The organism is Pseudomonas sp. PS1(2021) (assembly GCF_020405165.1).
Classification (GTDB): Bacteria; Pseudomonadota; Gammaproteobacteria; order Pseudomonadales; family Pseudomonadaceae; genus Pseudomonas; species Pseudomonas aeruginosa.
Window position 1 is genome coordinate 6,336,395 of sequence record NZ_CP084484.1, and the last position, 22,856, is coordinate 6,359,250.

16 protein-coding genes and 3 pseudogenes are annotated in these 22,856 nt (G+C 63.9%); 4 read left to right on the plus strand and 15 right to left on the minus strand.

Going from position 1 to position 22,856, the window contains the following annotated elements:
• Positions 1-67 precede the first annotated feature (67 nt).
• The 5 genes from LE197_RS30115 to hudA all read right to left on the minus strand — a co-directional run bounded on the left by LE197_RS30115 (position 68) and on the right by hudA (position 3,949).
• Complete coding sequence (locus LE197_RS30115) at positions 68-502, minus strand: CBS domain-containing protein (protein WP_003112686.1); 435 nt, start codon at positions 500-502, stop codon at positions 68-70.
• 154 nt (positions 503-656) lie between these two features.
• Positions 657-1,298 carry a suppressor of fused domain protein gene (locus LE197_RS30120; RefSeq protein ID WP_003118118.1) on the minus strand — a complete coding sequence of 214 codons (642 nt, stop codon included), beginning with the start codon at positions 1,296-1,298 and terminating at the stop codon, positions 657-659.
• 264 nt (positions 1,299-1,562) lie between these two features.
• Positions 1,563-1,850 carry a hypothetical protein gene (locus LE197_RS30125; RefSeq protein WP_003123838.1) on the minus strand — a complete coding sequence of 96 codons (288 nt, stop codon included), beginning with the start codon at positions 1,848-1,850 and terminating at the stop codon, positions 1,563-1,565.
• A 91-nt stretch (positions 1,851-1,941) separates the two neighbouring features.
• Complete coding sequence (locus LE197_RS30130; protein WP_003121665.1) at positions 1,942-2,418, minus strand: MarR family winged helix-turn-helix transcriptional regulator; 477 nt, start codon at positions 2,416-2,418, stop codon at positions 1,942-1,944.
• Between the two features lie 40 nt (positions 2,419-2,458).
• The gene (gene hudA, locus LE197_RS30135) at positions 2,459-3,949 is read right to left on the minus strand and encodes a UbiD family decarboxylase HudA (RefSeq protein WP_057386691.1); all 1,491 of its coding nucleotides are present in this window, start codon (positions 3,947-3,949) and stop codon (positions 2,459-2,461) included.
• Between the two features lie 196 nt (positions 3,950-4,145).
• Between hudA and LE197_RS30140 the strand changes: the two genes are divergently transcribed.
• Complete coding sequence (locus tag LE197_RS30140) at positions 4,146-4,568, plus strand: hypothetical protein (RefSeq protein ID WP_057386692.1); 423 nt, start codon at positions 4,146-4,148, stop codon at positions 4,566-4,568.
• A 19-nt stretch (positions 4,569-4,587) separates the two neighbouring features.
• Here the strand turns inward: LE197_RS30140 and LE197_RS30145 are convergent, their stop codons facing one another.
• The 8 genes and pseudogenes from LE197_RS30145 to LE197_RS30180 form a co-directional block, all read right to left on the minus strand.
• Entirely contained in the window at positions 4,588-5,274 is a 687-nt protein-coding gene (locus LE197_RS30145) for a YoaK family protein (RefSeq protein ID WP_003106170.1), read from the minus strand.
• 163 nt (positions 5,275-5,437) lie between these two features.
• Positions 5,438-6,370 carry a DUF4347 domain-containing protein gene (locus LE197_RS30150; protein ID WP_226033788.1) on the minus strand — a complete coding sequence of 311 codons (933 nt, stop codon included), beginning with the start codon at positions 6,368-6,370 and terminating at the stop codon, positions 5,438-5,440.
• Between the two features lie 263 nt (positions 6,371-6,633).
• A pseudogene (locus LE197_RS30155) lies at positions 6,634-7,778 on the minus strand (IS3 family transposase); the annotation flags it as partial.
• A 41-nt stretch (positions 7,779-7,819) separates the two neighbouring features.
• On the minus strand, positions 7,820-9,406 hold the full coding sequence (locus tag LE197_RS30160; RefSeq protein ID WP_010792406.1) for a DUF2875 family protein: 1,587 nt from the start codon (positions 9,404-9,406) through the stop codon (positions 7,820-7,822).
• A complete protein-coding gene (locus LE197_RS30165) occupies positions 9,406-11,562 on the minus strand; it encodes a DUF3274 domain-containing protein (protein WP_003118122.1) in 2,157 nt (718 codons plus the stop codon). The genes LE197_RS30160 and LE197_RS30165 overlap by 1 nt, the downstream gene beginning before the upstream one ends.
• Positions 11,559-12,056 carry a hypothetical protein gene (locus LE197_RS30170; RefSeq protein ID WP_003118123.1) on the minus strand — a complete coding sequence of 166 codons (498 nt, stop codon included), beginning with the start codon at positions 12,054-12,056 and terminating at the stop codon, positions 11,559-11,561. Before LE197_RS30170 ends, LE197_RS30165 begins: the two co-directional genes overlap by 4 nt.
• Positions 12,057-12,059: 3 nt before the next feature.
• Positions 12,060-15,119 carry a type VI secretion system Vgr family protein gene (locus tag LE197_RS30175; RefSeq protein WP_023083885.1) on the minus strand — a complete coding sequence of 1,020 codons (3,060 nt, stop codon included), beginning with the start codon at positions 15,117-15,119 and terminating at the stop codon, positions 12,060-12,062.
• A 182-nt stretch (positions 15,120-15,301) separates the two neighbouring features.
• The gene (locus LE197_RS30180; RefSeq protein WP_003083317.1) at positions 15,302-15,820 is read right to left on the minus strand and encodes an Hcp family type VI secretion system effector; all 519 of its coding nucleotides are present in this window, start codon (positions 15,818-15,820) and stop codon (positions 15,302-15,304) included.
• A 1,560-nt stretch (positions 15,821-17,380) separates the two neighbouring features.
• Here LE197_RS30180 and LE197_RS30185 point away from each other — a divergent pair.
• The 3 genes and pseudogenes from LE197_RS30185 to LE197_RS30195 form a co-directional block, all read left to right on the plus strand.
• Positions 17,381-18,466, plus strand: a complete 1,086-nt coding sequence (locus LE197_RS30185) for an IS5-like element ISPst12 family transposase (protein ID WP_031633778.1) — start codon at positions 17,381-17,383, stop codon at positions 18,464-18,466.
• A gap of 163 nt (positions 18,467-18,629) precedes the next feature.
• Positions 18,630-19,205: pseudogene (gene istB / locus LE197_RS30190) on the plus strand (IS21-like element ISPst3 family helper ATPase IstB); the annotation flags it as partial.
• A 192-nt stretch (positions 19,206-19,397) separates the two neighbouring features.
• A pseudogene (locus tag LE197_RS30195) lies at positions 19,398-19,817 on the plus strand (NrdJb); the annotation flags it as partial.
• A gap of 217 nt (positions 19,818-20,034) precedes the next feature.
• Here LE197_RS30195 and LE197_RS30200 read toward each other — a convergent pair.
• Together LE197_RS30200 and LE197_RS30205 are read right to left on the minus strand one after the other, a co-directional pair.
• Entirely contained in the window at positions 20,035-21,771 is a 1,737-nt protein-coding gene (locus LE197_RS30200) for an ABC transporter ATP-binding protein (RefSeq protein WP_003160985.1), read from the minus strand.
• 88 nt (positions 21,772-21,859) lie between these two features.
• Positions 21,860-22,807, minus strand: a complete 948-nt coding sequence (locus LE197_RS30205) for an acetamidase/formamidase family protein (protein ID WP_003160984.1) — start codon at positions 22,805-22,807, stop codon at positions 21,860-21,862.
• Positions 22,808-22,856: the final 49 nt, after the last annotated feature.

Below are 22,856 nucleotides of genomic sequence, written 5' to 3' on the forward strand. Positions count from 1 at the left end.
CGCAACGGGAACAGCCGCGGATTATCGCGTGAGCCGGCGGGAAAAGGGCAGGGCTGGCATGTACGCTTCAGTCGCCGCGGATGTACTGTTCCAGTTGCTGGATCAGCTCGGCCTGCTCGGCGATCGCCGCCTTGACCAGGTCGCCGATGGACAGCAGGCCGAGCAACTGGCCGTCTTCCACGACCGGCAGGTGGCGCAGGTGGCGATCGGTCATCAGGTTCATGCAGGTGTCGACGCTCTGCTTCGAGTCCACGCTGACCACCGGCGCGCTCATAATCGCGCTGATCGGCGTACCGATGGACGAACGGCCCTTGAGGACCATCTTGCGCGCATAGTCGCGCTCGCTGACCACCCCGACCACCTCGCCATGGTTCACCACCAGCAGCGCGCCGATGTTCTTTTCCGCCATCAGGCGCAGGGCGTCGAGCACCATCTCGTCCGCTCCGATGGTGTACACCTGCTGGTTCTGCTTGGCGTTCAACAGTTGTGCCACGGTTTTCATACGCGCCCCTCCGGAGCCGTTCTCACGTCCAGCAAGAATCGTAGACGGCGAGCGGATCGGCAAGCGGGGAAAACGGCATCGAACCGATTGAAAAACGTCATCATCGCTTTCCCGACGAAGGTAGGGCCCGCGCTATTAGTCTTTCCCTGCGGGGCTAGTGCAGCACCCGTGCGAGCCCTTCCGGCGACTGGCCGGTGACGTAGCAATGGCGGTGCCGGTCGAGGCTGAGCGGGTGGCCGGCGTCGGTCAGCAGCCTGGCGATGCCCTCGAGGTGTTCCTTGACGTTCACCTGGTATTCCTGCTCGGTCAACGGCACGACCCACAGCAGGTCGACCGGATGCGCCGACAGGGCGAAGCCGTCGAACAGGGAGGCATCCTCCTCCAGCGGCGCCGGGAGGAGAAGGAAGTGCCGCAGCAGGCTCTGCTCGTAGAGCGGGAAGCCGAACGCCACCGCATGTCCATGTCCCAGGGCGAGGCGCTCGTGGAATGGCAGGCCGGCGAGCCATTGCAGGTGGCGCAGGTCATCGCCGCCCAGTTCGTCGAGATAGCAGATCAGCTCGGCGGACCAGCGCGCCTTGCCCATGTAGGGCGCGAAATGCATCGGTGCCTGGCTCATCCCGGCGGTGATCACCACATGGTGCGGCCGCCGGGTGCTTTCCAGGCGATAAGCGAAGACCGCCATTTCCGGCGCCGCTACGCAGTGTCTCCAGAAGTCCCGGCAATCCAGGGTCATGGCGGGCGCACAACCGAAATGGGCGTCGTATTTCTCGCGCAGCCGGGCGATGTAGTCGTTCATCTTCGGTCCTCTGGACTTAGCGGGTGGGGCCGGACATGGGGCGCCGGGGGCGCGGCCGTTTCCATGCGAGGGCAGACCAGTGATGGCTGATCCTGGTTGCCGTTGGGTGACCAATGGAATGCGAACGGCGACTGCCGAGAAATCGGCTCGTTCCGAGAGAGGCGAGAGGCTTTCCTTCTTGGTGCGTAGGAAAGCGCTGAGGGCAGCTGAGGGTATCTGTCGGGAACGGAAAAAAGCCCGTCGGGAACGGGCGAAGAGGGAAGCTTACCAGGGCAGCGGGAAGTGGCCTTCCGCGCGCAGGTAGTCAGGATCGGGGGTGAACGGGTCGATCTTCTGCCGCTCGCTGCAACCCTGGCGTTCGCAGTCCCGCAGGCGCTGCAACGGCGAGCGGTCGTCGCGCTGGATGCGGATGCCTGTGACAGGCGCGCCTTCGGAAAGGCTGTAGCTGCGGCCGCTCTCGCAACCGGGCAGGGTCAGGCAAAGGCAGAGGAGCAGGGTGGTGTGCGGGTGTCGTGGCATTGCAGGTCGAATGGGCTTGCGAAGGCCGCCCATGCTATCAATCGGCCAGCAAATAGGGGGCCGGATGGACAGTCCATGACCGGGATGAGAGTTGCTTCGCAAACCCGGAGATGCCCTCGAAAGGCTATTGCCTCACGCGGGAAAGCCCGTCGAAGGCCCGCAGCAACTTGCCCAGGACGAGGGTCAGCGCCTCTTCTTCCGGGCCGGAGCCGAGACCCGCCAGCAGCCTTTCGTCGAGCCCTGCGACCTGTGCCAGGGCCTGCTCGAACACCGCCTGTGCCGCGGGGCTGCGGCGCACCAGCACGGCGCGCCCGTCGTCCGGATCCGGCAGGCGGCTGACCCAGCCGCGCCGCACCAGCCGTTCGATGGTCCGGCCCAGCGCAGTGCGGTCGGTCTGTGAGTGCTCGATGAGCACGCTCATCGGCACGTCACCGTCGAAGGCGTGGATGATCCGCAACGCACGCCATTCATGCAGCCCCAGTTCGAGAGGGGCAAGCAGGGCGGTGAGTTGCCGTTCGCGCTGGCGGACGATCTCCGTCATCAGGTACAGCGGGCCTTGGGGCAGCCCCAGTGCGTTCGTCTCGGTCATTGGCCCGGTCACCTTCCTCGATCCTCTTTCGCCAGGGCGGGGATTGTAGCGCTCAGGCGTCGCCGAATCCGTAGTCGCTCCAGCGTTCTTCGACTCGCCTGCGCAGCGCCGTCGGATAGGCGTGGCGGAACGACGCCGTAGCGGCACGCATTTGCCCGGCGAACTGTTCCGGGTACAGGCAGTTGATCACCAGCCGACCGCCGCTGCCTCGTGCCTTGTCCTCGGCATCGAGGTAGGGAACCATCGGGAAGTCACGGATCTGCGGGAAGGCGAAATGGTCGTGCAGCGGATGCGCGCGGGTCGCCAGCGCCCATACCACCTGGTCGATCTCGGTGACGTCGATGTCGTTGCCGACCAGGATCAGCTTCGGCACCAGGTGTCCGGCATGCGAGCCGAAGACGGTCTCGGCGACCCGTGCGGCGAAGGCCGCGGCGTCGGTGCCCAGGGCCGCCAGGCGTTGCACGTCGATCGACAGCACGGCCCAGCAGGTCGCCGCCTCGTAGGAGCACCAGACCATGTCCACCGGCAGTCCGGCGTTCTGCGCCACGTCCAGCAGTTGCGCGGAAATCATGGTGCCCCAGATGGTGTGGTTTTCCTCCGGTGGCGTGCCGGCGACGCAGATCGGCAGGATCGGCTGGTCGCGGAAGCTCAGCGCATGGACGTGGAACAGCGGCTGCGGCTTGCCGGTGGGGAAGGAATAGCCGTGGTATTCGCCCATCGGGCCTTCCAGCGCGGTTTCGTCGAGGCTGATCTCGCCCTCCAGGACGATCTCGGCATTGGCCGGAACCCACAGGCCGTTGGTCTGCGTGCGCACCACCTCCACCGGCTCGCCGACCAGGGCGCCCACGTAGCCGGCTTCGCTGACCCCCTCCGGCAACGGCATGCCGGCCGCCGCGAGTGCCGCCGGCGGTGCGCCGAGGGCCATCGCCCAGGGCGTCGGCTTGCCCAGGCGGCGCCATTGCTCGCGGATGATGCCGATGTGCTGGGTGGGAATGGTCGGACCCGCCAGGGTGTTGCGGTCCACCAGCATCAGCCGGCCCACCGACCAACTGTCCCAACTGCCGTCCGGCGTCTGTACCACGTGGAAACCGTAGGTGCCGAAATAGCGCCCGCCGTCCTGCTCATGGAGCAAGGGGACCGGGAAGCGGGTCAGGTCCACCTGCTCGCCGAGCCAGACGTTTTCCTGCACCGGCCCGCGCTCCAGCCGGCGCGGCGCGATCGGTTCCGCGCGCATCGCGGCGCGCAGCATGGCCACGATGTCCCGCGGCCCGCTGTGTTCCGGCAGGCCGAAATGCAGCGCCAGGCGCGAATGGGCGCGGGCCCTGTCGGCGCGCAGGCCGGCCGGCGCGCCCAGTACCCGCGCGCCGGGCAGGCTGTCGCGGATGTTGTGGAACAGCGGGGCGGGTGCGCGGCGTTCGTAGACCCGGCGGGTGATGGCGCCGATCTCCAGGTTGGCGTCGACCTCGGTGTGCACGTCCACCAGGTCACCCTGGCGACGCAGGTGGTCGACGAAGTGGCGGAAATCCAGGGCGCTGCGGTTCATCGGCTCGCCACTCCATATAAGTGCGTGTGCATGCATCTTATGTGCTGATGCGTTCTTTAGGCAAGCGGAGCCCGGTCGGTTCGCGGGCTGGCCGGAAGGTCGCCACCTAGGCAAGATATATGGCTGGTTGGAAGCCCTGGCAAGCTTCCTTGCGCAGTCGCGGCACAGGATCGGCGAGCGCCGTCGTGGAGGAAACATGGAAGCGTGCGATACAGCGGGCATTATGGATGCGATCACGGCTGTCACCGGCGTACTCACCCTTCTGGTGGCGTGGGCAGCATTGTTTTCGTGGCGCCGGCAAGAGCGTCAGAAAGCGATATTGGCGTGGAAGGCCGATCTGGTGGACTACGCCTACGGGTTTCCCAATCTGCCGGTGATATGGGGTTACCAGACGCACAAGGACGAGATCGACCAGGCCGCAGAGCGTTTTTATCGGTGCGTGAAAAGCTACATGGTCATGCGCGAGCTGGTGTCGCGGAAGCGAATGAAAGCCTATGAGCAAATCTGGCGCCAGGCTCATTTCGTTCATGAGAAATGTACATTCGAAGGGCAAATGACCTGCGCCATCGCCCGGGATCTGCTTTCCCAGGCTTACCTGAACGATTTTCTGAAATCTTGATGGGACAGCTCCCGGCCGCTCAACGCACCATATAGTCCATCTGCCATGGCCGCGGAATCACCAGTGCCAGCAACGCGAGAAGAGCCGCCAGCGCTGCGCTCGCCGCCATCGCCGCGAGGCCCAGTTGCTGTTCCAGTAGGGCGCCGAGCACCGCGCCGACGCACATGCCGCTCCAGGGCACCAGTTGCACCCGCCAGCCGTTGCGCCGCTCGCCTAGCAGCCAGCGGCCGAGGCCGCGGCCGAAGCGGGAGAGGGCGCCGGTGACGTAGGTCAGGCCGATGGGCAGGCCGTTGACCTGCTCGACCACGGCGTTGAGCATGCCCATGGCGAGGATCGCGGCGACCAGCGCCGGCACGTTCCAGTCGAATGGCCAGACCGCCGACAACGCCAGCAGCATCGCGCAGCAGACCAGGATCGGCGCCGCCCGGCGCCCGCTGAAGCGCGCCAGTATCACTCCCAGCGCGTTGCCGACGACGAAACTGGCCAGGGCGACGCTCAGCCGCACCAGCCCGCCGAAGTCGCCCTCGCCCAGCGATACCGCCAGGCGCGTGGTGTTGCCGCTCATGAAGGAAACGAAGTCGCCGGTGGCGAGGAAACCGATGGCGTCGGTCATGCCTGCCAGTACCGACAGCCCGGCCACCAGGCCGAGCCCGACACGCCCGCGCGTCCGCCGCAAACGAAGGCGCCGCGCGCTGCTACCCACCATGCTGTCTGGAAGCATCCGGAGAAACCACCCGCAGGAAGAGAAGGTCCGCCCCAGTGCGGACTCCCGATCTTAAGGCTCTCCCCAGGGAAAAGGCCAGGGGCGAGGCGGAGCGTCTGGGGCCGAAGATCCTGGTCAATCGGCAATGACAGTGCGGGGCGGGGCCTCAGATATCGAATACCGGTACCTGGTTTCCACCCAGTACCTCGATCTTGTCGGTCCGGTAGACCACCATCGCCATGCTGCAGGTCACCGTGGAACGACCCTCTTTGCTGGCATTGAGATACACCGTGCCCTTGCCGGCGTAGACCGCTCTCGCGTTGGCGGCGATGCGCAGCTCGAGGGCCGCCGCTTCTCCGTCCTCGTCCCCGGCGAAGTCGCACCCGTAGAGGGCGATGGCCAGTTCCTTGCCGAACAGTTCGAGAAGGGTCGCACCAAAGGCCTGGGGCTCGACGAACTGCTTGCCCTGGACACGCCGGGCCATGACGTCCGCGGTGCTCTCGCCGTGGGGGTTGCCCAGCCAGAGTTGGCCAGCCGTGCCGTGGGTGGCGATGAGGATCGTATCGATGAAGTACTGTTCGCCGCTCTCCGCGGCAACCTTGCCTAGATCCCGAACCAACTGGGCGTAGTTGGTATCTGCCTTGATCGCGAAGGCCGGCTTGTAGAGCTTGTTCCGCGCATAGGCGACGACCGCCTCCGCGAAGGCGCTGCCGGAGTCGCCTCTCCGGATCTCCTGCTGGAAGTCGTGGTAGATGACCAGGACCGCCCCTTTCCTGACCGGGCCGCTGAGCCCTCCCTTGACGATGTCGAGGGCGAAACGGAAATTGGCGCTGAGCACCTGGGACGCATGGGTAGGAAAGGTATCCGTATCGGTCAGCAGTTCTACTTCGGTACCGACCAGCACCTCCTTTCGTTCGTCGCCCTCCGCCCAGGGCGTGTCGTCCACATCCGTTCCGTAGATCCTTGCGTCCAGGTCGACCTCGACGAGCGTACTCACTGTGAAGGGCACCAGAAGCTCTTCCGGGCCGAGTCGATTCTTGACCACGGCGCCCTTGCCTTGCTTGGCGATTTTCGTGACTACGCCATGCCATGAGCGCATCCTGTTGCTCCTGTGGGAGTCCTGGTAGGAACGGCATCCGAGCATGCAGAACTATAGACGTGAAACGGCCAGCCCCGAGGAACTATCCGCCGATCGACCCTCCATCTGGCCCCGGCCTTGGGTGCCATTCCCGGCCGGACAGGATCGGTTGCTCTGGTCTCTGCGGCGAGGGACAGGCGCTGCTCGGCGGAGCGGGTGGCGGTGAGGCAGGTCTTGTCTAGTCCTGAAATAGGTTTACACCTGCTCAGGTAGGCCGATAGGCCTCAAAACGCCCGATGCACCGCATCGGGCGTTTTGTTTTTCAGGGCCATGTGAGGCCGCTCTGTGTTGTAGATCTGCACGGCTTCAGCAACCATCTTCCTTGCCTGCTCCAGATTTTCAGGGCTACTCAGCAGCAGCTCTGTTTTGAGGATCCCGTAGATGCGCTCAGCTAGCGCGTTCTGGTAGCAGTCATATCCGTCAGTCATCGAGCACTGGACGCCATGCCGTGCATGCAGTGACTGATACAGCGCCGAGAAATATTGAATACCGCGATCCGAGTGGTGGACCAGTGACTGGCGACGCTGCCGTTTGCGTAAGGCCTGCCTAAAGGCTTGTGCAACTGACTTGGCATGCAGGCTTTCATGCACATGGTGGCCAACAATTTTTCTGGAATACGCATCCGTTACCAGGCTTAGGTACAGCGGGCCGCTACTGGCTGGCAGGTAAGTAATGTCCGCCGCCCAAACGTGCTCCGGTCCTGACGGGACAACCTGGTTCGGGCCTGACTTGGGTAGGTTCGGATGGCGGTAGAAGCGGTGAAAGCTTTGTGTTGTCTTGTGATACGCCCGCTTGGGCAACACCAGCAAACGGCGCTTTCCCAGGACCTGAAATAGTCGGTCTCGGCCAATTTGGAGCCGCCTATCAGGCTGGCAATGCAGCAGATAGTGCAGCTTTCGTGTGCCTAGTCGTGGCTGACGTATCCGGATTTGTTGAACAAATTCGACAACCCGATCTGCCTGGCGTGCTTTGCTATCAGCAACTCGATTGCGCTTGTAGTAAGCCTGTCGGCTCATGCCAAGAAACTGACAAGCCCTGGCAATGCTCAGTCCTGCGACTTGACCTTGCGAGAGGACTTGCCGGATCGCTTTTTTACGACCGATACACCGTAATCATTTTTCAGGACATCGACGACGGTCTCGAAGAACTGAGCCTTCTGGCTCATCAACTCAAGCTGCTGCTCAAGCTCTTTGATCCGCTGCTCTGGAGTGAGCGTTTTGGGGTCAGACATCGCGCAACTCCTCTCGGCCCGAATCGACGCCCTTTGGCTCCAATCCTGCCGACCATGCTTGCGCAACCATACCAGAACCGTCGACCGGCCCTGGATGCCATACCGCACCTGGGCCTGCTTGTAGGTCACCGGTCCTTGTCATCTGACGAAAACTCCATCTGGCGCGGGACACCATCGACCTACAAATCGTCCTGCCAGTCGGTGCTGGGTTTGAGGCTGCTCAGGAACTCTTCCAGGGCATAGTCTTCGCCGGGCGGCAACCGGGTCGTGAGCCGACTGGCGGGCGCCACCGGGTCGGCCGATGGCGGCGGACCGTCGCCGCTGGCGGTCTGCGGCAGCAGGTCGACGCCGAACGGGTCGTGAGCGGGCTTCTTCCCAGGCGTCGGCGAGCTGATGCCGATCAGGGTCGCCTGGTCCTTGCGCCGCAACGGCATCACCATGCTGCTGTCGCCGTTGAGGTAGCTGGCCATGGTCGCCAGGGCGATGCCAACGAAGGGCGAGGCCGCGCCGGTGTCGCCCAGGCGCTGGGTCAGGTCGTAGCTTTCCCGCGAGTCCAGCAAGTCCAGCGAACTCTGCGCGGCGCCCAGCGCCGGGGTGAGTTCGGCCAGCGGCGTGGCGTTCAAACCGCCGTCGTAGAACAGCCGGGCGGGCGCCGGCCTGAGCCCGGCACTGGCCGTCTTCCAGGCAGCGGCCAGTTGTGCGGTGAGAGCTTCGCGCTTGAGCCGTTCGCCGGTATCCGGGCGGGTCAGCGGCACACTCACCGGCCGATGCAGCCTGGCCAGCACCGGCAACGCATCCCACTGCTCCAGAGCCCGCTCGGTCCAGGGCTGGGGAATGAACGGCGTGGGGCGGAACTCCACCGGCGGCTTGCGCCAGCCCCAGCCACGGAACTCGGGGTCGATCCGGTTTTCGTTGACCTTGGTGTAGGGGGCGAACTGGCGTAGCCAGTCGACCCGCTCGGGGCGGCCGACGATCAGGGCGACCATGGTGTCAGTCAACTCGCCCGGCTGTCTTGGGCCAGTTCCCACACCGATGGGCTTCTCTCCTTTTGCCATCAGGGACAGGGCCATGTTGAAGCCTTCATTGGCATATATCAGTACTGCCGGCAAGTCAGGATTGCGTTCGAACAATCTGAACAACGCCTCCAATACTCCTTCAGGCGTATCGTTGCAGATAATGCCATCCTGCAGATTGACAATACGATGCCAGTGCAGTCCTGCTGGAATGCGCATGTCATTAACCATTGCTGATAGGCTTCCCTGAGTCTCTTCAGGAGTGAAGCGCAAATTCGGTGTATTCGGGTTCCAACCACGTACCACCGTTACGGTAGGAATAGGCCATTTCTCCAGAAAGTTCTTCAGTCCTAGCTCCAGAGCATCAGCCTCTCGCTTTTCAGAAGCAATATCCTTGTCATCGGCTGTAACCGGATACTTCCTCGGGTCCATCGGCAGGATGCTGCCGACATGTAAGGCCTCGGCCTGCATGGCATTTTGCTCCTGCAAGGCCTTCCACACCTGCCCCTGGCGAAACACATCCAGACTCATGCCTACGCTGAGTACATCCAGGGTTTCCAGGCGCGGCGACGTTTTCGGAGCGTGATAAGCATCAGCGGACATGGCGGCCTCCTTGGCCGGGGCGTAGGCGGTAACGGGCGCCGCCGGACTGGCGAAGCAGCGCATCGAGGACAATTGCGGCTCGGCTGCTTGCCCGACAGAGCAGCTCAACAGAATCCCAACGAGAGACAAGACAGGAAACGTCAAACGCATTAGATCGGCCCTCCAAAGCAAACAGGGCGATCGTAATAGCGATCATTTATCGTTTGCGTCGCCACTAAGCTAGGTAAGGTATTTCCAACAATCGAGGGAATGGCCCCACTTCTGCGATAAATCTCTGTGGAATCGATCAGTTTACGGTTTCCAGCTTCTTCCGCGCGATATAAGGCGCGAACATCTTCATCAGGCAGGTCTAGTTCGGTATCTGACTCAACTTGCGCTCTTCCTTTTGCGCGAGTTGCATTCCAATCCAACCGCCAATCCGCCACCCGACACAGATACTGATAGAAAACCACATCATCCACGCTGTCCCCGGCCCCGATGGCCAGGTCATAGGCCAGTACCCGCCGGTTATGCTCCGGGTTGTTGGGTATGGCCGAGTGGAACGACAAGGGCTCCAGATGGCCCTCCGCCGTCTGCAGGCGCAGCCGGGCCTCGTAGGGAGTTTCCGCGCGGGTGACCAGAACCATGCCGGTGCCCAGTTCACGAGCGGAAAACACATGGGTCTGCTGGGCCAATTCCTTGCCTTCGTTCAACGCCCTCTCCACGCTGCGCGCGTCGCGCCCGTAGCGGTACGCCAGCGCGGCGTCCACCTGTTGCGCGACGGCGTGCCCGCTGTCCTTTTCCTTCCAGCCGCCGTTGCTTACGCCGATGGCGGCGTCGATCGGATCGAGGGTATCGCGCACCTGATAGACGCCGCTGGCGGAGTTCTCTCCCGGCGCCGTGACGGCTCCGTCGAAATCGAATCGCGCTTCCGTCGGCAACGGCAGACGCGGCGCGGTCAGCAGCACGCTGTCGCCCTGGTCGAAGTTCGCCCGGCCGAATCTGTCCTTGCCGCCCAGCCCGGTGTCTTCCCAGGTCTTCTCGCCGGCCAGCAGAAGAGGATAGACATGGGGAGGGGCGTGCCCGCCGATCTTTTCCTTCTCGCCATTGCGCTTGCGTACGGTGAAGATGCGCTGGTGAAAACCCTGCGGCAGCCCGGTCCTTCCCGGGAGCCCCTTGACCTGCTCAGCAATGCCGCGCCAGCCGATACCCTGGACGTTGGCAAGTCCCACCGTCTGGTCCTGGGGCGTGAAATACAGGTAGACACTGCCGCGATTGTCGCGCTCATCGAAGCTGAGCCGTTCCCCGTCGATGGTCGTCTGGCAGCCCTGGCCACCCACCCAGCCGGGGCCGCCTATCGCGCCGTAGCCTTGGCAGTTGCGCAACGCGACGCTGCTCAGCGCGGGGACCGGATGGCGTCGGCCGCAGATGAACTCGAGGATACCTTTGAGCGTGGCCAGCCGCGCCTCTCTGGTCTGCTGGCTGCTCCAGCCCTGGAGCTTCTCGTTGAGGGGTTCGAACAGGCCGTAGGGTGAGTTGAGCATGATCACCCCGTCCGCCGGCGCCACGCCGTCATCCTTGAGGAAGGCATGTGCCAGCAGGGTCAACAGGGTGCCCTGGCTGTGCCCGACGACATTGATGGTGTCGTCCGGGTAACGCTTGCGGATGATCTTGATCAACATGGCCAGGCGCATGGCCGCAAGGACCATGTACTTGCGCCCTGCCGCCGAAAACAGCGGATGGGTCATGGTGCCGCCGAACCAGTCCAGCGAGATGAAACCGAACAGCTTGCCGTTGAAACCCTGGCCCCACATGTCCGGCAGGTTGGTGGTGGCATTGACGAACTGCCCGCCTTCCTTGGTGCCGGACTTGTCCAGCCGGTTGCCGTTGCGGTCCAGCCATTCGCCGTGGGCCGCGGTCTTGTTGATGTATTGCTCTTCCTCGCGGAAGCCCCAGTAGAAAGGTACGACTACGCTGCGTACGGCGGCCCCGCCGGCGCCACTGGCGAACTTGCGCCGGTAGTAGACGACGTCGGGGTTCTCTGCCTTGCCTTCGTCGTCCGCCGGCAGGCTGTAGCCCGCCGGCGTCAGGTAGCCGGGATTGGCCTGCCCGCCGGGCAAGGTCGGCGGCATGTCCAGGCGTTCGTTGAGCCCCTGGCAGAGCCCTCGCTCGATCCGTTCGTAGCAACCCGCGAGATCGTTGACGCCATGCACCACGATGGTCACGCAAGGCTTGGGCGGAGGCGGCACCAGGTGCACGTCGCCGCCCTTGGGCAAGGTGATGGACTGGGCAGAGACGATCGTCCTCGACCGAACCCTATCGTTCATGGCTTCTCTCCTTGCCGCTCCTCGGCGTTGCGTCGTGCCAGGCAGGTCGCTTCGTCGAGCAGCATCCAGTTGCCAGGTTCGCCGGCCAGGCAGAATTCGACGGCAATGCTGGAAACCGTTTGCTGGTGCCGACGGCTACGCTCGTTGAAATGAATGAATGCGTTGTAGCTCCCATCTGGCTGCAAGCGCTCCGGCCGGCGCAGGAGCACGCTGGAGCCGGGATAGTCGCCGAAGACCTCGATCTCCCCGGCACGCCACCCGGGCGGGAGCTCGATCCGCCACAGCGTTTCCTGGCAATGGCTGCCGACCCGCCGACATACCGAAACACGGGTGATCTCGACGTCGTTGGTTTCCGCCAGCAAGGGGCGTAGATCCAGTGTCACGCGCCCGGAGCCGGCGTGGACCGGGATCTGCGGTGGCAGTTTGGAAACGGCCAGGGCCTGGGCGCTTCCCAGGCCGAACAGGCAGGCAATGAGCAAGGTCTTGCATTTCATTGGTCAGTATCCCGTTGGGAAGTTTTTCAGTACGCCAGCGAACCTGCTGTTCGCAGAGGCTTCCCCGAACTCGTTCTTCTCGAGGAAATAATCTCGAACGATGTCTCCCTGCTGTTCGATGTTGTAGTCCTTCAACGTCTTTCCCGGCTCCAACCGGTAGGCGTACTGGTCGCCTAGGAGAAACTGCCTGGCTTGCTGGTAGGCCCCCACCAGAAGGACGTTGACGCCATGCTGGTGCTGCCAGACATGGGTCATTTCGTGAATGAACAGACCCTGGCGCTGCAGGCTCTCCAGGCTCCAGTCCGCCACGCCGCGCAACTCCTCGCCGAAGTAGATGTGGCCGTTCGGCGCCATCACGTAGTCCTTGCCCTGCCAGGGGACATAGTCCTCGTCGCGCAGGCGGACCGTGGAATAGTCGATGGAATCGCCGAATACGCCTTTCGCCAGGCTGATTTCCCCTTCGCTGAGAGCACGTCCGGCCTCGGCGTCGGGGCCACTCAGGAGCTTGCCGACTGCAACCGCCGCGCCAACCGCCGCTGCTATCCCGGCAACTGCGGAGGCGGGCGATTTCGTGTGTTTCATATCGACCTTGGCGATGTTCATCGCATCCTTCTGCAGCAGCTGGGTAGCGCCTTCGGCGTCGGTGACGCCCTCGATGACCTCGCCGTTGGCCATGGTGATGGTATAGGGCACGTTGGGCATGGCCGTCTGCCCGTCCAGTTGCTTGAGGACGAACCGCCGCTGCGTCTCGCCCACCTCGAACTGCGGCAGCTCGGCTTCCAGGCTGGCCGCGCCGACATGACTGTGCTTCGCCGCCTTGACCACGAAGTTGCCGGGCATGCCCAGCTCGATGTTGCCGCCCTTGAGGGTCAGGTAGGCGCCGCCGCACATCAGGGTGATGTGCTCCTTCGCGGTGACCAGCACGTGCTGCTGGCTGGCGCTGACCTCCACGCTCTGCTCGGCTTCCAGGCGGATGTCGTTCTTCTGCGCCTGCAGCAGCATCGGGCCCTGGTGGGTGATCTGGCGCAGCTCGCCGCCCTGGGCGAACAGGCCGATGTCGCTGCCGGCGTTGATCACCACCTTCTGCCCGGCGGTCACCTGCTGGTTCTGCCGGGCCACGCTGTCGACGTGCTCGCCGGCGGCCAGGGTCAGGCTCGCCGGCGTCGCCGCGGCGATCCCTGCCGGACCGCTCAAGGCGATCGCCGGCTTGCCTCCGTTGCTCTTGCCGGACTCGTCGTTGGCGCCGTGGCCGAGGTCGCGCACGGCTTCCTGGAGGGTTTGCTGCGGCGCCGCGTCGTGCCCCACGCCCTGGTGCTCCCCGGCGTAGTCGCCCAGCTCGCGGGCCAGCTCCAGCGCGGCCTCCAGCACCTGCACCACGACGCCTCGGTCGAGATGGCCGGCGCCGGCCCTGAGCTGCTCCTCGGTGCTCAGCAGCAGCCCCTTGGCCGCACGCACCGCGCCATGTTCGTCGGTGCGCAGTTCGAAGCCCTCGCCGCGCGGCTTGCCGCCTTCGGGCCGAGGATGGGTCAGGTAGCCCAGGTGCAGCGCGCTGGCACCGTGGTCGCTCATCAGCGCCGCACTGATCTGCGCCGTGGTGTCGTCGATGCGCAGCTCGTTGGCCCGACTGCCCTTGTACTCCTTGCTCTTGATGGTGCTGAGGATTTTGTGGTCGGGCAGCGCGTAGGGCGGTCGGTTGGTCGCCCGGTAGGTGCGCCCGGTGACGATCGGCTGGTCGCAGTCGCCGTCCAGGTAATCGACGATCACCTCCTGGCCAATCCGCGGGATCGCCATGTGTCCCCAGTCGGCACCCGCCCAGTTCTGCGCGACCCGTATCCAGCAGGTACTGAACTCATCGTGACGTCCCTCGCGATCCCAGGGGAACTGGACTTTCACCCGTCCCCACTCGTCGCAATGGATCTCTTCCCCTGCCGGGCCGACTACCGTCGCGATCTGCGGACCATCGATACGTGGCCGAGGCAGCGGTGCGGGACGCCATTCGACGTCCTCGGGTACCAGTTCGGCGCGCAGGTCGTAGCTCACCCCCAGAGGGGCGTCGGCGGATTCTTCCTCCTGGCCGGCATACTGGGTGCCGCGATGGACCACCCGCACCGGCCGCCACCAGGCGTTGAAGTCGGCACGCGGATGACCTTCCAGGGCAAAGGCGTGGCCCGGGATCAGCCGCGGGTCGTCGCCGCTGACCGATGCCACCCGCGCATCGCGCCGGTGCCCTCTGAGGCGGCTTTCGGTGAAAGGCCGGCCGGCGCCGCTCCGCTTGTAGCGACCGGGGTAGTCGTAGCGCTCGTAGGACGAGCCCTGATGCTCGAGCGCCTCGCCAGCGAGATGATGCTCCTGGTCGTAGGTCGGGCGCTTGAAGCTGTAGTCCCGCTGGGTCTGTCGAGCCGTACGAACATTTTCGCTGTAGCGGAAAGAATGAAGCACCGGCTGCGGGTTGTCGCCCTCCGGCTGGGCGCTGAACAGCACCGGGCCGCCGGCGATACGCTCCTGGACGTAGAGCCGGTCGCTGCAGACCAGGGTGTGGCGGTGTTCGTCGAAGCGGAAGTAGTAGACCAGGCCTTCCTCGAAGGCCAGCCGGTCGTGCAGGTAGTGATCGCTGTCGCCGGCCTGCACGCAGTATTCGCGTGGCAGGTGCTCGTGGTAGATACGCTGTTCGTAGTCGAGCACCCGGTGCTCCTTGAGCAGCGCCTGGAGAATCTCCGGAACACTCTTCTCCTGGAAGATTCGCCAGTTGCAGCACAGCTCCAGGCGCGCCAACTGCGGTTCCAGCAGCAGTTCGTAGCGGGTCCGGCGAAAACCCGAGCTGCCCTGGGTGAAGTGGCTGACGATGCCATGGACGTAGCGGGCCGGACGGCCGTCCTGCCAGAGGGTGAAGGTGCCCGGCTGGTCGAGTACCTGCCTGAAATCGATGGCGTTCTTGTCGCTGGCCAGCTTCAGGTTCAGGCGGAAAGGCTCGCAGAGCGCTTCTTCCAGTTCGAACTCGACGACATCGAACGCGAGTTTCCCTTCGCCGACGACGAAGGTGAATTTCAGGTCCCTTTGACGCATGGATCGTTCCTTGTTCCTGGCGGGCGGTTCCTCCCCCCCTCCGTTGGAGAAGCGAGCCCCACGTTACTCTTGCTCAGCCGCTGCCGAAAGTCTTGGCTCTGTGTCTATTTCGCGAAGTAGCGGACATTTTCGGCTCGACGGAGAACCGGCCGTACAGGTGTACGACCGGTGTGCCTGTCAACTCACCCTGCCACCGGCGAGCGCCAGTCGTCGGAGCCGGAGGTGCCGGAGACTTCGTGGGTCCAGGTGATCTTGCGGTAGGTGAAGTGCACGTCTTCCAGGTGGGTGAAGTGGGCGTTGCCCGGGTCCTGGCAGTTGTGCATGTAGTCCTTGATGTCGACGATGATCGCGTCTTCCAGGACGGTGGTGTAGTAGTGCTCCTGGGTGCCGGCGGCGGAGGTGCGGTACCACTGGATCTCGACCTTGGTCAGGCGCTCGCCGGAGGTCAGGGCGGCCAGCAGCAGCGGCGAGGCCTTGTCGAAGACCTTGGTGATGACCACCGGCTTGTGCACGCGCTGGCCGGTCGGCTGGCCGGACTGCGGGTCGCGCGGGATGATCACTTCGTGGTTGAAGCCCTGGACCATCACCTGGTCCTCGTGGCCTTCCTGGTAGGTGTTGCCGACCGAATCCTCGGTGAAGGCGCCGGCGGTGATCAGGCCCTGCTTGGTGCCGGTGATGGACATGTAGGCGGGGGTTGCCATGGATACGTTCCTTGTCGTTGAAAGTGCCCAGGCGATATGCCGGGGGCATCGGAGCTAAACAAGAACCGTGCCACTAGTCTTGAAACTCTTTTCCATCAAGGCGTTATTGGGGGAAGCCAAAAATTCGCTGGCGATTCTCATGGGAAGAACACTGAAAATTGCGCAACTTTTTGCGCACCGCTTGCAAAAAGTTGCGCACTCTCTCGGAGCCCTTTGGGTGTTTGTTCCCTAGCGTTCTATCCACAGCTTTATCCACCAAAAAGTTGCACAATGGCTTTTGGATTGTGAGGCTGAATGGTCGGAGTATTTTCTGCCCCTATCCAAACAACGCTTCAGCACGCGTAGTCTGATTGTCCAAACGTTCACCAAGCCCAGCCGGTACAAGCTCACCTTTCCACCGTATGCGTGACCTCTCCCTCAGCCGGTATTCCCCCAATGGGGGCCAACCGCCGTTCAAATGCGGGTGGCCGGCTTGAAGTCGGATAGTCTGACCTCAAAACCGGCAAATCGCCGGTTTTGGATCTCCTGCATTGCAGGCAAAGGCTCGCTGCGTTCAAGCGCAAATACGGGAATATCCCGCATTTGAAAACCCGGCTTCAAAAGTACGCAAAACGTCCTTTTGACTGCGGACGAAATTCGTCGTCAGTCGGTGTTTTGTGCGTCCGAATTTCGGACGCACAAAATCCCCCAGATTCGGGGTATTACGAGAGTCTCGTAAAACTCTCACTCCAGCCACCGGCTGAAGCCGCCACTACAAAATATTCGTAGTGAACATGCCCTGATTTTTCAGGAGATGATCGCGCGACCGTGGCCGCAATTTTGTGGAGATGGCGACCCCGCTGAGTTACGGCCTCGGGCATTAACGTTGGAGCAACGTTGGCTAACGGTGGACTAACGTTGATCGCGTTACCGGGAAGGGGCGCATTTCAAGTGCGCCCCTTGGCGCGACCAGCGATGGCTCCGAACTGAGCCATGGGCTAACGCGGCGCTATCTCACAACCACCAATGGGGGAAGTGAGGAAATCCCACCTTGCCTGACCAATCGCCAGGGGATCGAACTTACCGGGAGCGACGCAGGCCACCCGGTTGCCCTGCTGGAAATGACGACAGACATTTGAGCTGGCCGGCATAAAAAAGCCCCGCCTGAGCGATTCAGGACGGGGCTTTCCTTTAGGCTTACTGCACCCACCATGCACCCATGAGAGGTGGCTTGTGGCTAATGACTTTTGGTAAGTGCTTGATTTGTATGGCGCATCCGGCGGGATTCGAACCCACGACCCCTGCCTTCGGAGGGTAATGCGGTACAGGAATCTTGGTTGGTGGCAAGCGTTCAAAAATGCCTCTAAGTGCCGTCCCGCAAAGCTTTGGCCTTATCTAACTGCCTGCAGTTTATAGCTCTTAGCGATATCTAAGGGTGGGTATCTAGGGCACAAAAAAGAAATGGGGCCCAGCGCTTTTTGACACCTAGCCAGCCCCTAGCAGGCCGTTGAAAAAAGCCAGAGCCCGTGTGGCTCTGGCAAAATGGCGGCCATCCTCTTCTGCCGAAGCCAGCCCAAGCCGATGCGTGGACTCGACCTCAAACAAAACGAGCTGTTCAGTTATACGACGCTGGAGCAGCGCATCCCGAACGATCACCCGCTGCGTCCCCTGCGAGGCCTGGTCGATACCGTTCTGGCTTCGATGGATCGGGACTTCGACGGGCTGTATTCCACCCTGGGACGGGCCTCGATTGCGCCGGAGCGGCTGCTGCGCGCCTCGTTGCTGCAGGTGATTTACACCATTCGCTCCGAGCGGCAGTTGGTCGAGCAGATTGATTTCAACCTGCTGTTTCGCTGGTTCGTCGGCTTGTCGATGGACGAGCGCATGTGGGATCACTCGACCTTCAGCCAGAACCGTGACCGCTTGTTCAACCAGGATGTAGCGCGGCTGTTCTTCCAGCGCATCAAGTCGCTGGCCGCATGGTCCGAGTACGCCAGCAACGAGCATTTCAGCGTCGATGGCACGCTGATCGACGCCTGGGCCTCGCACAAGTCTTTTATCAAGAAGGATGGCGGCGACCCACCGGAGGATGGCACGCGCAACCCCGATGCCGACTTCAAGGGCGAGAAGCGCAGCAACGCGACCCACCAATCGACCAGCGATCCCGAGGCCCGGCTGGCGCGCAAGAGCAATGGCGATGCCAGTCGTCTGGCGCACATGGCCCACACGATGATGGAGCACCGCAACGGTCTGATCGTGGATGTGGAATGCACCGAGTTCAATGGACGTACCGAGGTAGAGGCGGCGCTGGAGATGCTGGAGCGCACGGCCAAGCCGGGCAGCACGGTAGGTGCAGACAAGAATTACGACCAGAAGCGTTTCGTGCAGAGGGCGCGCGAGCTGAAAGTGACACCGCATGTGGCGCAGAAGCGCAAGGGCAGCGCCATCGATGGGCGCACCACGCGGCATCCGGGGTATGCCGCCAGCCAGAAGATCCGCAAGCGGATCGAAGAAGGTTTTGGCTGGCTGAAGACGGTTGGCGGCCTGCGCAAGACCAAGCTGATCGGTCGCGCCAAGCTGAGTGCTCAGTTATTGCTGGGTTTCTCGGTCTACAACCTGATCCGACTGGGTAGCCTGTCGGGTTGGTGGCGAGGATCGCATGTATAGGGCGAGTTACGCCCAAAAAACGCCGAAAGGCGTGAACGTGGTGCTGAAACCTGTCAAAAAGGCCTGAAGTCAGGCCTTGTGTGGACTCCGTTAGGCCAAAGCGCTTGAAAAAGCGCCAAACCGGACGGGTTGGGGCAGTTGAAGCCGAGTTTTTCAACGGCCTGCTAGCGCCGACGCACGCCTGATCAGCGAGCTGGCCAGCCTGGCCTTTACCGACACCGCGCAGAACGTGGTGCTGATCGGTGGGCCAGGCACCGGTAAAACCCACCTAGCCACCGCGCTGGCCGTGTCCGGCATCACCCGGCATGGCAAGCGCGTGCGCTTCTACTCCACGGTCGATCTGGTCAATCTGCTGGAGCGCGAAAAACACGACGGCAAAGCCGGGCGGATCGCCCAGGCACTGCTGCGCATGGATCTGGTCATCCTCGACGAACTGGGTTATCTGCCGTTCAGCCAGGCAGGCGGTGCGTTGCTGTTTCACCTGCTGTCCAAGCTGTACGAACACACCAGCGTGGTGATCACCACCAACCTGAGCTTCGCCGAATGGTCGAGCGTGTTCGGCGACGCCAAGATGACCACCGCCCTGCTGGATCGGCTGACCCACCACTGCCACATCGTCGAAACCGGTAACGAGTCCTATCGCCTGCAACACAGTAGCTTGGCGGCCCAGGCCAAGATCAAATCACGGGAGCGAAAGCGTAAGGGCGGCCAGGAACCGGAGGACGATGAGCCGTTCTGATTTCATGGCGACGACGGCCTGCTACGTGGCTGCGTGTGGCAGGTCTTAAACAACTGAACTGGGCTAGCGAAGGAGTGGGTTCAAAAGCAGCTGCGCTGGTAGACTTATCCACAGTTGCTGGTAACAAAATCAGCAATCCGCCCTGGGTCAAATTTCAATCGGCAGGGTGGGTCAATTTTCCATCAGCGCCAACACATGGACCACTTCCAGTGGATCGTCGCGCTGACCCGGATCATGTCCGCGGTGTTCCGCAAGGGCGGCGACTGCACCTTCCTGGTGGAGGAACTGAAGGCGGTATTCGACCCGCGTGGCGGCTACCTGAAGAAGGGCGGCGTCTACATGCCGTCGATCGTCGCCGAGATCGGCGCAGTGCTGGAGCGCCATCTGATCGCCATCGGCATGCTCGAAGGCCATGCGCTGGACGAGACCCAGCTCAAGTACCTGGCCGAGAAGCGTGCCGCCTACGAGGCGAGCCAGGGTGCGGTGGCGGTCGAGCCGGGCGAGGGTTTCCCGGCCGGCGCGCAGCTGTGCAACAAGTGCAACACCCAGGCGGTGGTGCAGATGGACGGCTGCGCGACCTGCCTCAATTGCGGCAACTCCAAGTGTGGTTGATCCGGTTTCGCTGATTCGCGAGCCGGCTTCGTCAGGCCCCCCTTTACCAGGGCAATCGCATGAAGAGAACCGTTCTCGTTCATACGATCAAAACACAGGCTTTTGTGAAGGGAGACCCCCTCGTCGTTAGCGTTACCACTCTCATGGAAGCTATCCAGCGTCTGGTATTGGATACGGAGGCGCGGGCTGGCACCCCTCACTCCTGCCGGCGCAGCGCTCAGACCGCCACCAGATGATCCTCGCCGACCGCGTCGAAGCGCTGCGGCGGCGCCCGGAAGCCCTGCGGCTTGATCGGATCGGGCGCCTCGAAGGCCTCGAGCAGCGCCTTGAAGTCGCGCCGGCGGTCGACGTCGGGCATGGGCACCGCCTCTAGCAGGCGCCGCGTGTAGGGATGCCGCGGATTGTGCAGCACCTGGTCGCGGCGACCGATCTCGACGATCTTCCCTCCATACATCACCGCCACCCGGTGACAGATGCGCTCGACCACCGCCAGGTCGTGAGAGATGAACAGGTAGCTCAGACCATGCGTCTCGCGCAGCCGCTCGAGCAGTTCCAGCACCTGCGCCTGCACCGAGACGTCCAGCGCCGAGACCGATTCGTCGGCGATGATCAGCTTCGGGTTGAGCGACAGCGCGCGGGCGATGCAGAGGCGCTGGCGCTGGCCGCCGGAGAACTGGTGCGGGTAACGGGTCATGGCGTCGGCGGCCAGGCCGACGTCCTCGAGCAGCGCGGCGACCCGCTCGCGGCGTTCGGCCAGCGGCAGGCGGTCGTGAATCAGCAGCGGCTCGCCGACCAGTTCCAGCACCGTCTTGCGCGGGTTGAGCGCAGCGTAGGGGTCCTGGAAGATCATCTGCACGTCGCGCCGCACGGCCTGTAGCGCCTCGCCCTGCAGGCCGTTGAGCTCGCGGCCGTCGAGCTTCACGCTGCCCTGGTAGGCGAGCATGTTCATCAGCGCCTTGCCGGTGGTGGACTTGCCGCAGCCGCTCTCTCCCACCAGCCCGAGGGTTTCGCCCTGGCGCAGGGTGAAGCTGACGTGCTCCACCGCGTGAACGTTGCGCACCGGTTCGAGCCAGCCGCCACGCACCGGAAAGCGCACGCACAGGTCGTTCACCTCCAGCAGCGGTGGGCGTTCACCGAGCGCCTCGGGCTCGCCGGCGCTGCCCAGCACCGGCACCGCGGCGAGCAACTTGCGCGTATAGGCCGCGGCGGGCGCGGCGAACAGCTGGCGCACCGGCGCCCGCTCCTCCATCCGCCCCTGGTTCATCACCACCACTTCGTCGGCCATCTCGGCGACCACGCCCATGTCGTGGGTGATCAGCAGCAGGCCGGTGCCGAAGCTCTGCTGCAGCTCGCGCATGAGTTCGAGGATCTGCGCCTGGATGGTCACGTCCAGCGCGGTGGTGGGCTCGTCGGCGATCAGCACGTCCGGTCGGCAGAGCATCGCCATGGCGATCATCACCCGCTGGCGCATGCCGCCAGACAGCTCGTGCGGGTACTGCGCCAGGCGCTTCTCGGCGTGCGGCATGCGCACCGCGTCGAGCATCTCGCGGGCGCGCCGGGCGATCTCGCGGCGCCCCAGCGGCTCGTGCCGGCGCAACGTTTCCTCGAGCTGCTGGCCGACCGTCATCAGCGGGTTCAGCGAGGTCATCGGCTCCTGGAAGATCATCCCCAGGCGCTTGCCGCGCAGCGGCTGCAGCTGCCGCTCGGGCAGGCCGAGCAGGTCGCGGCCCTCGAAGATGATCGCCCCGCCGGGCACGCTGGCGGCGCGCGGCAGCAGGCCCATGATCGCCAGCGAGGTGAGCGACTTGCCGCTGCCCGATTCGCCGGCGATGCACAGCGTGCGGCCGCGTTGCAGGGCGAAGCTCAGCTCGTCGACCACCCGCCTGGGGCCAAAGTCGATGGTCAGGCGTTCGACGGAGAGCACGGGGCGGTCGGGGGATGTCGAGGTGTTCACGGCGGTTCTCTGTAGATGTTCTGGCAGGAGCGAGGGACGCCAGCGCCTTTCACGAGCAAGCTCGCTCCTGCGAGGAAGGGCGTCGCCGTCAGGCGAACACCACCTTCGGCACGTAGAAGGACACCACCCAGTTGGGCAGGTCGACGATCTCGCTGATGCGCAGGTCGCCGCACACCGAGCAGAGCATGTAGGCCTGTTCGGCCGGCATCCTGTGCTCGCGGCAGAGCCAGTCGATGGCGCTGCTGACCGCGCCGCGGGCGGCCTGCATCAGGTCCGGGCCAATCCCGGTGAAGGCTTCGTAGCCGGTGCCGTCGAGGTGCCGGGTGACCGGCCCGGGAGTGCTGAAGCGCGGCGCGGCGAGCTTCTCGCCCTTGATCAGGTCGAGCGTGACCACGGCGTTCATCCGGCTTTCGATGGCCGTGCCGCAGACCTCGCCGTCGCCCTGGGCGGCGTGGGTGTCGCCGATGGAGAGCAGCGCACCTTCGACCTCCACCGGCAGGTACAGGGTGGTGCCGGCGGCCAGGTCGCGGATGTCCAGGTTGCCGCCGACGCGCCGCGGCGGCACCACCGAGTGCAGGCCGGGTTCGGCCGGGGCGACGCCGATGGTGCCGGCGAAGGGCTTGAGCGGTATCCGCGCGAAGTCGCCGAAGGCGGCCGGCGCCAGGCTCTCGGTGTCGTACTGCCAGAGCGCCAGGGCCGGTTCGAGGAACTGGTCGGCGAGCAGGCCGAAGCCGGGGATGTTGGCGGTCCAGCCGAAGCCGGACGGCTTGAAGCTGTCGATGGTGACCTTGAGCACGTCGCCGGGCATGGCGCCTTCGACGAACACCGGGCCGCTGACCGGGTTGATCCGGTCGAACGGCATGCTGGTGACGTCGGCGACGACGGAGTCCTTGGTGAAATGGCCGTTGGACGAGTCGTGGCATTCGAACTCGAGGGTAGTGCCGGGCGCCACCCGCTCCACCGGGGTGAAGCTGTTGTCCCAGCCGAAGTGGCTGTGGACGCTGTGAATCGTCTTGACCAAGCAGTTCTGACACATGGGGCGAGGCCCTCCTAGCAGGTCCGCGGCAGCGGGACGGCGAGCGCCC

Coding starts and splice junctions, on each gene's coding strand:
- LE197_RS30115 (WP_003112686.1), bottom strand. CDS start 502: ATGAAAACCGTGGCACAACTGTTGAACGCCAAGCAGAACCAGCAGGTG.
- LE197_RS30120 (WP_003118118.1), bottom strand. CDS start 1,298: ATGAACGACTACATCGCCCGGCTGCGCGAGAAATACGACGCCCATTTC.
- LE197_RS30125 (WP_003123838.1), bottom strand. CDS start 1,850: ATGGGCGGCCTTCGCAAGCCCATTCGACCTGCAATGCCACGACACCCG.
- hudA (WP_057386691.1), bottom strand. CDS start 3,949: ATGAACCGCAGCGCCCTGGATTTCCGCCACTTCGTCGACCACCTGCGT.
- LE197_RS30140 (WP_057386692.1), top strand. CDS start 4,146: ATGGAAGCGTGCGATACAGCGGGCATTATGGATGCGATCACGGCTGTC.
- LE197_RS30145 (WP_003106170.1), bottom strand. CDS start 5,274: ATGGTGGGTAGCAGCGCGCGGCGCCTTCGTTTGCGGCGGACGCGCGGG.
- LE197_RS30150 (WP_226033788.1), bottom strand. CDS start 6,370: ATGCGCTCATGGCATGGCGTAGTCACGAAAATCGCCAAGCAAGGCAAG.
- LE197_RS30160 (WP_010792406.1), bottom strand. CDS start 9,406: ATGCGTTTGACGTTTCCTGTCTTGTCTCTCGTTGGGATTCTGTTGAGC.
- LE197_RS30165 (WP_003118122.1), bottom strand. CDS start 11,562: ATGAACGATAGGGTTCGGTCGAGGACGATCGTCTCTGCCCAGTCCATC.
- LE197_RS30170 (WP_003118123.1), bottom strand. CDS start 12,056: ATGAAATGCAAGACCTTGCTCATTGCCTGCCTGTTCGGCCTGGGAAGC.
- LE197_RS30175 (WP_023083885.1), bottom strand. CDS start 15,119: ATGCGTCAAAGGGACCTGAAATTCACCTTCGTCGTCGGCGAAGGGAAA.
- LE197_RS30180 (WP_003083317.1), bottom strand. CDS start 15,820: ATGGCAACCCCCGCCTACATGTCCATCACCGGCACCAAGCAGGGCCTG.
- LE197_RS30185 (WP_031633778.1), top strand. CDS start 17,381: ATGCGTGGACTCGACCTCAAACAAAACGAGCTGTTCAGTTATACGACG.
- LE197_RS30205 (WP_003160984.1), bottom strand. CDS start 22,807: ATGTGTCAGAACTGCTTGGTCAAGACGATTCACAGCGTCCACAGCCAC.